The sequence below is a fragment of the Spirosoma sp. KNUC1025 genome (genome assembly GCF_045160025.1).
In the GTDB taxonomy this organism is placed as follows: domain Bacteria; phylum Bacteroidota; class Bacteroidia; order Cytophagales; family Spirosomataceae; genus Spirosoma.
This window is the reverse complement of the sequence record NZ_CP087139.1, coordinates 982227-995203: the sequence shown is the minus strand read 5'-3', so window position 1 is coordinate 995203 and position 12977 is coordinate 982227. Positions and strand designations below refer to the sequence as shown.

Here is a 12977-nt window from a genome sequence, read left to right as displayed (position 1 = left end):
AATGTGCAAAACGATCCAAAAAAGAAGATTATTCAACGAATTAGCGATAATTTATGGGATACTCGATTAAAAACGAGCTATGTAAACCATTACTTCAATAATGCGGCAACTGCCTCGTCGCCGACAACAGCACGATTTGGGCGAGGATGCTCAGTGGTAAAAACCTGTAAAGCCACAGGTTCAAGAATTGTGTTTGGCGATTCATCGATCTGACCGTTTCTTAGTACTTTATTCAAGTCAAGCTTAAGATTTTTGGCTAGAAAACGATACGCAGTTGCGCGCTTGTTAGGACCGTAGTCATGTCCTTCAGCAGGTAAATGCACATTTTCAACCTTGTCGTTTGCCCCGTAGAACCCGTAAACGGTTTTTATATACGGATACTCTACTTCTGGCGTATTTTTCGTCCAGTCTTTTCCATCCGAAATGAGCAATAAAGGCCGAGGAGCAGTCAGTGCCGCGATCTCTACGTTACTAGTTTGATGCGTGGGGCGCTTATGAATGGGCATACCGCTTTCGCAAGTGCATCCCCCAAAGAAATAGGCAGATACCATAACCACAGGAGCCGCTACTTTAACGCGGGAGTCGAGCGCTGTCAGCAAAAACGTTTGTGTGCCACCGCCCGATTCACCGGTTACGCCAATTCGCTCAGTATCAATATCAGGCAGACTTGTTAGAAAATCCAGCACCCGGATACTATTCAATGTTTGTAACTTCAGTGCACCCGGAATTTTATGGGTACACTGCTTTGAATCGCCGTAGCCAATCATGTCATATGCAAAGACTGTTGCCCCCATACGCGCCAACGTAGCACAACGTTGTTGCGTGTATTCCATCAGCCGATTATTCTGATCAGCCCCATGCCCATGCGTACACAGGATTCCGGCCATTTTTCCGGTTGGATTGACTGGCCGGTACAAATTGCCCGTTACGAAAAAGCCGGGAACACTTTCAAACGCTACGTTCTCTACAGTATATCCATTCATTTTTCGCAATCCATGCCGAACAGGTTGAAGCGGAGCAAACTTCGGTTTATCAGGCAATTGCATTCCCTCACGGATGCCCTTACGTATCATGGCCGCCCGGGTTTCCCACGTGGCCCGATCATGATAGGTTTTAGCAAAAGTCTGTAATGCTTCTGCCCCCTGCGCTTCTGTGAAGTAAGCGCCCTGGCACAAATCGGGTCGGTCAGGATTAGGCTGGGCCAAAGCGCTTATGGTGCCTAACACAGTGCAAATGACGAATACGATTCTGGCTTTCATTGTAGCTGGTCGGAGTAATTTTTCTTATCCTTAAAGCGAACGTAATCAGCCAGCTACTTCATTTACCGAGGTATATCGCCACGCTTTAGCGAACGAACTACGTAATCGGCGGCTCGCGCTGACAACGCCATGTACGTCAGCGATGGATTCTGACAGGGCGATGAGGTCATACTGGCCCCATCGGTACAGAAAACGTTCTTAACCAGATGATGCTGATTGAATTTATTGAAAACCGAATTCTTTGGTGATGTCCCCATCCGGGCTGTGCCCATTTCGTGGATACTTAGGCCCGGATGCGCCTGGCTGTCGAAACCATTAATATTTACAAAACCCGCTTTATCCAGCATGGCCATCGCTTGTTCACGGGCATCCTTACGCATAAGTGTTTCGTTTTCGCGGTAGTGAACGTCCATTTTCAGAACGGGCTGTCCCCATTTATCCGTTACGTCGCTGGTCAGATAAACCCGGTTGTCTTCATAGGGCATACACTCGCCAAACGCGTCGAGCGTAATTTTCCAGGTACCGAACTGAGTCGCTTTCTCTTTGAATGCAGCCCCAAACCCTTCATCGCCGTACGCGTGTCCCCAATTATCGCGCTCGGTGTATACCTCAAACCCGTAACCCCGACGAAATGGCTGTTTCTCCTGCCCCGGCAAATTTCGGAAACGTGGAATATATAGTCCGGCAGGATGGCGTCCGTAATAGTATTTGTCCAGATCGTGCTCGTAATCGGCGGAAGCACCAACATGAAAATGATGATCCATCAGGTTTCGACCTAACTGGCCACTATCGTCCATGCCATTTGGAAACCGATTCGATTTGGAATTCATCAGAATATAGGTAGATCCCAAAGCCGACGCATTCAGAAAAATGACACTGGCGTGGAATTCATGCCACTTATGCGTTTGCTCGTCAATTACCCGAACGCCCGTAGCTCTGCCTGTTTTTTCATCGTAGATAATGGAATTGACAATGGAATGTGGGCGAAGAGTTAACCGTTTTGTCCGCCGGGCGGCAGGCAACGTAGCGGATTGCGTACTGAAATAAGCACCATAAGGGCAACCGCGCATACAAAGATTCCGAAACTGGCATTTTGCCCTTCCCAAATTCATTTGTTCCTGCGTTGGGGCAGTCAGGTGAGCAGCCCGTGCCGAAATCACTTTTCGATCCAGAAAATTGGCGTTAGTAGTTTTCCGAAAATGCTGCTCTACGCAGTTGTCGGGTAAAGCAGGCTGGAACTGCCCATCAGGTAAGTGCGGCAATCCGTCGCGGTCACCCGCGATACCAGCAAATTTCTCGACGTAGTCGTACCAGGGGGCAATGTCTTTGTATCGGATGGGCCAATCTGTAGCAATGCCTTCTTTTGCATTAGCTTCAAAATCCAGATCAGAGAACCGAAAGGAATATCGGCCCCACATCAGCGACTTACCGCCAACATGGTTGCCTCGAATCCAGTCAAACGGTTTTTCTTCAACGTAGGGATTTTCCAGATCATTGACAAAATACTGGTGGGTAGCTTCGGTAATGGTAAAGCCCGTACGGTTCTGCACCGGATATTTTTTCACGACATCCAGCGGTACGGCCCGGTTATGATGCGGAAACTCCCAGGGATCCATGGTGGCCGTATGATAATCCGTTACGTGCTCAATCATGCGGCCTCGTTCGAGAAGCAGTACGTTTAGCCCTTTTTCGCACAACTCCTTCGCCGACCAGCCACCGCTAATCCCCGAGCCAACCACAATCGCATCAAATTTCTTTCCGGACGGAATAGGCGGCTCACTATTGCCAGGGCGTTTTATCACAGGTTTAGTGTTTAAGTAGTCGTAAAGATAACGAACGAAGAAGGGCCTGATGGTATATCTTTTATCGGCCAGCGCCCTGTAAAAAAGCCGCTATTTCCATTCCCCACGCAATGCCGATATGAATCAATAAGCCACCCCAGATGCTCCGGGTGCTCAGAGCCAGTACGCCCAGCAGATAGCCCCCAAATACTGATGAAATCGCTTCGCCCAACGGCCGGCCGAAATGGATGGAACAGTACCACACAACCATTGGTAATACGGCTCCACGCCCAAGTATCCGACTCATACCAATAACCAGAAAACCGCGAAAAAGCAGTTCGGTGGGTACGAAATCCCAGCCGTAACAGAGTTCATAGACAAGCGCAGTTACCCACTCAGGCACCCCAAAAAATTCGTTCGCGTTTGTATCGCGGTACGTTGGATACGATTGAAGGAAATCGGGCTGAAACGAGGCTAACGTAATGAGCGGAATCATTAGCGCGAGCAGCTGCGCATAAAGCACAAGTCCTTTTCGCTTTGGAGCCATTCCATAGAAGCCGTCTGGAGCAGGATCAGCGAATTGATAAAAGAGAAACAACGGCACCACAATCGTCAAAACAGATTGCAGATTATTCAGGCAGTAATAAGCAAATACGTAAATCTGACCGCCGAAGAGTTGCTGACTCCATTCGTTTTGCGCATAAAAGCCAGCGTAGGTTGAGTAACAAATTAGAGCAAACGTGCTACGTAACCAGAATTCGAGACTTCGCCAGATGTCTGCTCTTTGGTGAAAATGCGTCCATAACCATACACTCACGTAGTAGGCAGTGGCATACAGACCAAAATAGAAGACAATTCGGATGGGTTGACCCTGATAGGAGTCGATATACGTATCCTCCAGATCGAGTGAGAAATTGATAATTAACAGAATGGCAAGCCAGACTACGGTTGTTCCATATAGATCAGGCCGAAAATCAGTTCGAAGATGTGCGCGCAGGTCTTGCCAGAAGGCTTTCATACGGTAGTTTTTGTCATTCCGACGAAAACAAAGCTATCTTTTTCAGCCAGTCCTTTCGTCGGAATAACAAAAAACGTAGTTAAAATCCTTCTTTCTCTGCTTCCTTATCTTTTTTCTTTTCGTCTTTCTTTTTCTCTTCTTTCACCACTTTCTGCCCCGGCTGCAGCTTAGGCTTCGGTGCAGCTTTCGCCTTGGTTTTGTACTGATCCAGATACCGATCTACAAAAAGCGATTTCTCATCGGCCGTAGCGGGCACAACTTCCAGCGAAGCTTTGCTGGAGGTTTTAAGGGCCAGCAATTGATCATTGACTTCCTGCTCCGACGATATGATGGCTAATTGCCCCTGAGACGAGGGTGTGCTGCCCGGCTTGTAATCGTAGAAGACCCACACATCTGGTGACGATTCGATGTAAATACTGACCTCATCGCCGTTGTCGGTTTTACGGATTTCGACAAAACCATCCATTTGGGCATTGATATCCGTTGCCATCATGTTCGACACACCTAGCTGACCGGTGCTATAAAACGTATTGAACTTAGTCGACCAGCGTAGGTTGGCATTTGCCAGCACCAGCATCGCATTTAATCGGGGCGAAGCCTGACTGAGCGATACGTGCTGATTCTGCGCTTTCAGCCGGTAAGCATCAACAGCCTGAGCGCCAATGAGAGGAGTCAGCTTGTCGGAGAGTCGATTTAAATCATCATCAGCCGCTTCGTCATTCTTTTCTTCCAGATTGGCTTTGACAATCTTATCTCCTATGCTTTTGACCAGCGGCTCGGGCACCGGAAAAGCAAAAGCCAGCAACGTATTAAATCGATATTGCGTGCTGTCGATGTTGATTCTTGCGGAGCCTGCTGATAACAAGTACTCATTAGGCGCAGAATGCATCAGATTCAGTTTTCCTTTAAACGTCATCAGCCCACGGGCGTCATTGAACGTAAAGGCATTCTCAACGTCTTCTACAACAACCGCGTTGGCAGCCGCAACACGGGCAGCACTGTCCAGATGCGTTGTACTGTCTACAGCGGTAACCGCCACTGTTTTGGTACTATCTGCTTTTGTACCAGCCGCTGCGTTCGTACTATCGGTCGTTGGCGTAGTAGCTGCTTCTTCTGCTTGAGCTGGCGCTAAATCGCCAGCTTTTGAGGCAATGCGGTATACTTTGTCTTTCTCATCATAGTGCATAATCCCGGTTGCCGTAAACAGGTCTTCGTCCTTCGGGTCTTCCTTTGGCGACAGGAAGGTTGGGTACAGTCCGGCGTTACCCAATCGGAAATGAATACCGGCTACCAGGGGCTGACCACCTTCGTTCTTCAAATTTTTATCGACCTTAATCTCGAGTCGTTCGGCTACTTTTTCTTTAAACGGAATCCAGCCGCCTACCAGATCCGGGCGTTTTTTCAGAGCCGGTTTTATAAAGCCATCCATGGCCAGATCGGCCCGGGGAGCCTGCATGGTCACGGTACCTTTATATAGCATTTTTGGTGCCAGCTGGAGGTTATCATCTTCATCAACTTCCGCCCGGGCAACTGTAAAATACGTAGTGGCCGATTGCGTACCGTTTTTCTTTCCACGGCTTCCCTTTTTGGTATCGGCAGTTAACGTACTGGATGCCACAGCAGGCGCTTCTTTCAAATCGAAGCTTCCCATCTTGATACTGGCGGTATCCCCTTTGGCTGTAGCAAACTGATACGTAGCATCGCCCGTAAAGCGAGTACGGGAAAGAACCTGGATGTTGCCATTCTTAAGCCGGTGAAATAAACTGATCGTGTCCAGTACCAGTTTCGCATTTTTCAGCGCCATCATTTCCCCGTTACGTTTGATGCTCACCAAACCTTTGTCGGGGTAAATCCGGGCATCAGCTGATGTTACGTACGGAACACCACTAATGTTGAGGGCCATCTTTTCGACGTCGTACACAGCACCCGAGCCATTAAATACCAGTCCTTCCTGCTCTTCAGCGGTCGCCGTGAATGTCGACGTTTTCACGTCACCTTTCATCACGATGGTTTTAGCGTTTATATTCCACTGGGCCTTGCTGATATTCGTTTTGTAAGCCGCCGACGGAAACTCCAAGCTCGACTGTACCGTGTCGGCAAGGGTTGCATTTTTATTGATCGACAGCCCTACCAGTCCTTTTACCTGATTAAAATCAACGTCTATTGCCGTGCCTAACAACATCGGTTTGGCAACCGTAGCCGCCCCACTGATAACTTTATCATTAAGCACCTTAAACTGGGCATTGCTGGCCAAGAACCCTTCTTTGTTAAATTTAATACGCTCCGAAATCAACTCCGAATCTTTTCGACGCAGGGTGCCATTACCAAACAGTCCCGACGACCGTAACACTAAATCACCGTCGAGATTGGTGGTCATGTTATAGAAGTTGAAATTCTTTTTCTGCGTGGTAATCACCATACTATCAGCTTTGGGCCACCATTTCAGGCTGAAATTATTCAGTTGTACGTGTGGGAAATAGCTCTGCCCAGCTTTACCACTTAGCCCTTCTTTGATTTCACCTCTATCGCCAGCGGCCAGCAGCGAATCGGTCATAAATTGTATTCCTTTTGCATTCAGACTGGCCGTAAAGTGATTCAGTACGCCATCGGCGTGCAGGCCGTTTTTGTCCATCGTCAGATCACCGACGAATTTCACATTCGATGGAGCGCCCCCTTTTTTGTCGCTATACACTGGATAGCCCGTAGCCGGGGCTTTGTGAACAAAGCCGAGCGTATTGTCGGGCATTGTCTGGAGGGTAGCTTTAAAAGGCGGAAAAATTCCGTCCGAGTAGAACGTACCTTCAAACGCAATTTCACCTTTGCCCAAACTGTCGTTGTCGACGGCCGGTATCTTGAAATAAACTTTCTGGTTGTAAATCTTATCGCCCCGGTTCGGCTGATTGAAGTAAACAGTCATGCCTTGTGGCATAACCAGCCGCTGGGTCGCTTTCTTCCCGGCAATACGTCCGGATTTGTTATCCGCGCTGCTGAGGTACACCGTTCCCGGATTCTCGTACTTAATATCGCCCCCCATTTCCGACTCTTTTCCCTGAGCCGCCAGTTTCTGCGACGAGAACGTAATGGAGTCAATCTTGTTGAGATTCATCGCGAACTTGTCATAATCGAATTTAAGATCGCGACCGGCGTAGCGTAGCGTCCCAGCTTTCAACTGACCATTCAGCGTAAAAGCGCGCCCTTTACCAATCCGTAAGGTTTTGTCGGAGGGGTAACCGAAAATTTTGAGCGAATCGGACAGCGTAAAGCGATCAACACCCCGTATGGTCAGGAATTTGTCATCCAGATTGATCGTCGCATTCTTCGTACTGTCCGTCGACGGAAATATCGATTGCACCTGGAAATTGTCGTAATCCCGTTTCTGCGCGTAAGCCATTACGTACAATACACCTTTCCGGTTCAGGCGCATCATTTTCGTAGTTTCATCCTTATCGATGTACCCTTCGACCACCATCCGATTCAGAGCCCCCCTCAATGCTACGGGGCTAACCCGATTTCCTTTGGCAAAATCGATGATATCCTCATCCAGAAACGTCGGCTGTTTTTTAGTCGCTACGTAATTCGCTACAATTTGCAGGGGGTGAAAGCCATAATCAACCGTCAGATCAGAATAGCGTTGTGGCTGAAAATAATCGAACGATTCAAAACGAACCGGGACTTCCTGCTTGGCTCCCACCTGATAAAAATCGACTTTACGACGGGGCAAATCCCAGCGTACTACTTCAGGCAAAATGTAAAACTTATGGTACGAATCCGCATAGGGAACCCGGGCATAGTCAGTACGTTGTTCGCGGTCGAGCCAGGCAATGTGCTGGTTCTTATCATACCGGAACTTAACGGCCGGATGTGTCACCGAATCGGTATCGACATAGCCTACAAAAGAGGCTGAATTTGCCGAAATAAACGATTTTGACGGACTACTGCTGTTGAATCCACCGCCTGCCGATGCCGTAGAGTCGTTGAGTGTATTACTAAAATCAAACCGTCGGCTACTGGCTTTGAAAGCTGGTTTTCCGTTATGCTTTACAATCAGCTGCGCAGGTTGCCCACTCGCCGAAGCGCCAACCATTTGCGCCCCCGACAGGGCAAGGCCCCCCGGTATTCAACGTCGGTGCCCAGATCGGGTAATTTTACATCATTCTGCCACGACATAAACCGGGGATACGTAACAGGACCGCCTTTTTTCTTACTGACGTATTCAAATACGCCTTTCACAGGTTTCAAGGGAGCGCCTGCCCGGTTATCATAGGTCAGTGTTACGTCGTCAGCCTGTAGACGCGGACTCATCGTTGTCAGGGCGTAGTCGCTTAGGGTGACGAAAATATCCGGGCGGCCAGCGGTTTCCCAGGTAAACTTGCCTCCTTGCCCAACAAACACACCGTCTTTTAGCATCAGATCGCCGTTCGTATTTGCCAGAATGGCTGAATCGCCATTGGCTACCATCGCCAGTGATACGTCCTTCAACGTAATGACGGCTCCATACGCAGTTGGAATAGGGCGACGCTGGGGAATATATTGCGTTCCCAGCTGACGCGGTTGGGTAGAGTCTGATGACGTGGGCGTATCCCAGCCATCGAATCGGGAACGCTCGGCCGACGCTTTCGCCGACGCGATCGAGTCAGCCGGAGTTTGTGGCTGGCCGGGTTTGCTTACAGGTGCACCACCTTCAATATATCGAAACTGAAACGTACCGCCCTGTGCATACAGTTTGTTGTACGTACTGGCATACAGCTCGTGCCGTTCCAGAAAGCGCCGTACCGTTTCCAGACTGCGCGCAAACGTTTTCGGCTCGTTGGCCTCAAATAGTTTTTCCACAATTGTGAGCAGGCCGTCAACGTTAGCAGGCGACGCCGGTTGTTGCTGAGTGGCCTGATAAATTGCTTCATACAAGGGCGCAAAGTACGTAGCTGGCTGGAGACGCTTCTGATTCATTTTCCGACTCAGTGCCATTACTCGTTCCTGTTGCTGAGCCGATAAGCGGTTTTCGGACCATACGGTCTGCAAATTTGTTCCCGCCCGCGCAGCTACAGGCCCGCCGGTCGCCATCAGTTTTTGCACCTCCGTTATAAACTGCTCCGGTTTATCGGAAATCCGAACAGCCTGTCCAAGCGTGACAGAAAACGTCAGAAAAAAAGCGCAACGACCAACGCTGGTGCACTGATTACCCGTTTTGCCAGTTGCCCATGCAGACCGGCTCTGCCCAACCACAGCCCCAGTGATGCAACAGCATTTTGTATGTAAATGCGTCTCATATCTATTTTTGAAAAATGAGCGAAGTCCACTCCCGATTCGTCATACGTTTAACGAACGACAGCCCTGATTCGATGGATTTTTGTTGAATATCAGGCGCATCATGTTCATAAAAACCACTGACAACCAAATACCCTTTTTCAGTTAGAAAACTCACATAGGCCGGAATTTCGGCCAGCAATACATTTCGATTGATATTTGCCAGCACGATATCGTACCGGCTTTCCAGATCGACGTCGTCAATCGTTCCCTGAAACACTGTAATCTGCGGACAACCGTTCAGATCGGCATTTTCGCGGGCATTTTCTACGGCCCACTCTTCAATGTCAAATGCCAGCACAGTCTTAGCGCCCATTTTTGCGGCCAGAATCGCCAGAATACCCGTACCACTACCCACATCCAGCACAGACTTCCCGGTAAAATCAAGATCGAGCTGCTGTTCCAGCATCATGGCCGTAGTTTCGTGGTGGCCTGTACCGAACGACATTTTGGGGTCAATAACAATGTCGTACCGAAAAGGGCCCGGGCCACCGGTGCCGTCCAACGCATGGAAGGACGCCCGGACCCGGACCTGGCCCGCCACTTCTATCGGCTCATAATCGCGCTCCCACTCGGCGTTCCAGTTACGTTTTTCTAACGAACTGACCTTGTAGGCTATTGCAGTCTGACTGTCGTATTTCGCAATGAGTTCCTGTACGGCCGTTTCATCAAAATCAGCTTCGCTTGTATAGGCGTTTACCCCCTCATCGGTCTCAACAAAGGAGTCGAAGCCAAGTTCCGCCAGTTCGGCAGTAAGAATATCGGTATAATCGGGAGATACGTGCAGTTGGAGTTCGATGTAATTCATGTATCAAAGTTAGGGTTTTCGGCTCATTCACTCCCGAATACGCTATCAACTACCCGTTTATAAATTGCCGAGCAATTGTTAAAACCAGTATTGAGCAGTAGAAAAAAGGAGAGATCACTACATTTGCCAATGGTCTATTTTACGCTATACTGAGTTGATGAAAAACGCTCTTTTGATTATCGATACACAATTTGATTTCTGCCACCCTGAAGGCTCTTTATTTGTGCCGGGAGCCGAACAGGATGTGGTACGTATGGCTACGCTCATTGAAAATCATGCCGCCCAGATTGATCATATTGTTGTCACACTCGATACACACCATGTTCTGGACATTGCGCACCCGCTGTTCTGGCACGATGCATCTGGTAAACATCCTGCTCCCTTTACGCAGATCACCGCGACAGAGATAGATTCCGGACGTTGGATACCACGTTTTTCAGCTGAAAAGGCCAGAAAATACGTTCACGATCTTGAAGCCGATGGGCAATTCAGGCATTTTATCTGGCCCGAACACTGCCTGATCGGGTCGCGGGGGGCCGCTTTGCACGATACGTTGCTCGACGCGCTTAAAGACTGGTCGCGCATGCGTGATCGGGATTACGTAGCCGTTCAGAAAGGACTCTATCCCCTTTCTGAACATTTCGGCATTTTCAAAGCGCAGGTTTCTGACCCGGCCGTACCCGAAACTCAACTGAACACTGATCTGATTGCCGATCTGGAACGGTTTGATACTGTTTATTTGATGGGTGAAGCCAAATCGCATTGTGTGGCTAATAGCCTTAAACAGATTCTGGATTTTGCCCCTGGTCTGGTAAACAAGCTCGTTATCGTGACCGACTGCATGTCGGACGTAACAAATTTAGGTTACCTTGCTGACCCAATTTATGCAGAAGCCCGATCTCGAAGCGTACGTTTTCTGGAATCAGGTGCTATTTTCCGGTAAAAATTGTACCTTTTCGGCATTATGAATAAAACGTTATCCTTATTTCCTCTCAACTTAATTGTGTATCCCGGCGAGGATCTGAATCTACATATCTTCGAGCCCCGTTATCGGCAGCTTATCAATGAATGTCTGGAGGAAGAGAAAACATTTGGGATTCCGGCTTTTATCAATAACAAACTGCCCGGCTACGGTACAGAAATGCACGTAACAACGCTGCATAAGCGGTATCCGGATGGGCGGATGGATATAAAATCGAAAGGTTTGGCAGTGTTTCGGCTGGTAAATTTCGAAAATCCTGTAGCAGGCAAGCTGTATGCAGGTGGCGAAGTCGAACTGGTTGAAACGGCCGATGGATTCAGCGCTCATTCCGCTGCCCTGACCGAGCGACTGGAACGGCTTTATAACCTCCTACAAATCGAAACCGATTACTTACCAACGACCGAAAATCTGTCGTATAAGGTAGCCCACAAAGTAGGGCTATCAGTAGAGCAGGAATACGATTTGCTTACGCTCGAAACCGAAGCAGAGCGGCAACTTTTTCTGATTCAGCATCTCAATAACGTACTGCCGGTTGTATCGGATATGGAGCGAACCAAGCAACGCATCCGCATGAATGGCCATTTCAAGAACCTTGACCCATTGAATTTTTAAAGAGCGAAAGCATCAATGAGTGAAAGAGCGCATAATAATCCATGTTTACACCCTTTCACTCATTCTTTTTCCTCTACTTTCCCTACCTTTTTGGCTCGCTTGGGCAGTTGTTCGGCTAATTCCTGAAGATTTTTTATGGGTGGACGGGGCTTTTCCGCTTCGCCAATCACAAAACCGTATGGCCGGAGTGAATCAACAGAATCGAAAATAACTTTTATAATAGCCGTCAGGGGCAACGCCAGCACTAAACCCGGCAATCCCCAGATGTTTTCCCATAGAATCAGGACGATGATGGCTGCCAGGGGGTTGATACTTACTTTGGAACCAACAATGTAGGGAGTGATAAAATTGCCTTCCAGCGCCTGCACAAACAGGAAAACACCAATTACCCCTAACGCTTTTAACGGATTATCCTGCGTAACGAGTGTATAGGCCGCCGGTAGCAACGATCCCAGCGAAATGCCAAAATAAGGTATCAATACCAGACAGGCGCCTAGAAAACCAAAAAATACAGCATAATCCACACCGAGAATAAGCAGCCCGACGCTCATTAACGTACCAATAATAAGAATTACCAGCACCAGACCGGCGAGATAGTCTTTCACAACCTCATAAATACCGGTCATTACGTTATCGATCTTGGTACGATGGGTATTCTTGAGTGCTTTATAAAAAAATGACCGAAAAAAATCGCGATAAATCAGGAAGAAAAAGGCGAATAAGAGCACCAGAAACAGGTTTGTAACGATGCTTGTAGTAGCTAATAAGGTAGACGTTAGTATCGTTCCACCCTCGGCTAGTGCCTGATTGATATACTTCCGAAATTCGGTTAGCTGGCGATTTCGATCAATTTTCAACCGTTCATCAGCAAACGTCTGAATACTGTCTATATATTCATTGCCGCGCTTGACAAACTGAGGAAATACTTCCGAGAAGCTACTGATCTGTACTGAAATAGCGTAGAATAACCCTGTCAACAACGTCAGTGCCAGTATCAGGCAGAGAACAACGGCCAGTATGCGTGGCACACGCCATTTCTCAAGCCGTTGTACAAGCGGGAAGAGCAAAACAGAAAAAAGAATGGCAAACACTAAGGGGATAAGCAAATTTGCCAGCGCCTGCAAACCATACACTATGATTACTATTGAAAGCAATATGCAGGTAAGTCTGGCATATGAGGGAAGCGCAATCTCCGGCGAACGGGTATCCATGG

7 protein-coding genes and 1 pseudogene are annotated in these 12977 nt (G+C 48.4%); 2 read left to right on the top strand and 6 right to left on the bottom strand.

Going from position 1 to position 12977, the window contains the following annotated elements:
• Positions 1–89: 89 nt before the first annotated feature.
• The 5 genes and pseudogenes from LN737_RS04310 to prmA form a co-directional block, all read right to left on the bottom strand.
• Complete coding sequence (locus LN737_RS04310) at positions 90–1259, bottom strand: S9 family peptidase (protein ID WP_405516529.1); 1170 nt, start codon at positions 1257–1259, stop codon at positions 90–92.
• A 62-nt stretch (positions 1260–1321) separates the two neighbouring features.
• Entirely contained in the window at positions 1322–2911 is a 1590-nt protein-coding gene (locus tag LN737_RS04305) for a GMC oxidoreductase (RefSeq protein ID WP_405520304.1), read from the bottom strand.
• Between the two features lie 211 nt (positions 2912–3122).
• Positions 3123–4058 (bottom strand): CPBP family intramembrane glutamic endopeptidase, encoded by a 936-nt coding sequence (locus LN737_RS04300; protein ID WP_405516527.1) that lies wholly within the window; start codon positions 4056–4058, stop codon positions 3123–3125.
• Between the two features lie 79 nt (positions 4059–4137).
• Positions 4138–9200, bottom strand: a pseudogene (locus LN737_RS04295) (hypothetical protein).
• 127 nt (positions 9201–9327) lie between these two features.
• On the bottom strand, positions 9328–10170 hold the full coding sequence (gene prmA, locus LN737_RS04290) for a 50S ribosomal protein L11 methyltransferase (protein WP_405516525.1): 843 nt from the start codon (positions 10168–10170) through the stop codon (positions 9328–9330).
• Between the two features lie 157 nt (positions 10171–10327).
• Here prmA and LN737_RS04285 point away from each other — a divergent pair, with 157 nt between their 5' ends.
• Positions 10328–11113: a nicotinamidase gene (locus tag LN737_RS04285; protein ID WP_405516523.1), complete on the top strand. Its 786-nt coding sequence runs from the start codon at positions 10328–10330 to the stop codon at positions 11111–11113.
• Positions 11114–11134: 21 nt separating this feature from the next.
• A complete protein-coding gene (locus LN737_RS04280) occupies positions 11135–11764 on the top strand; it encodes an LON peptidase substrate-binding domain-containing protein (RefSeq protein WP_405516522.1) in 630 nt (209 codons plus the stop codon).
• A 59-nt stretch (positions 11765–11823) separates the two neighbouring features.
• On the opposite strand, the gene LN737_RS04275 is transcribed toward LN737_RS04280, so the two are convergent.
• Positions 11824–12975, bottom strand: a complete 1152-nt coding sequence (locus tag LN737_RS04275) for an AI-2E family transporter (RefSeq protein WP_405516520.1) — start codon at positions 12973–12975, stop codon at positions 11824–11826.
• Between the last annotated feature and the right edge of the window lie 2 nt (positions 12976–12977).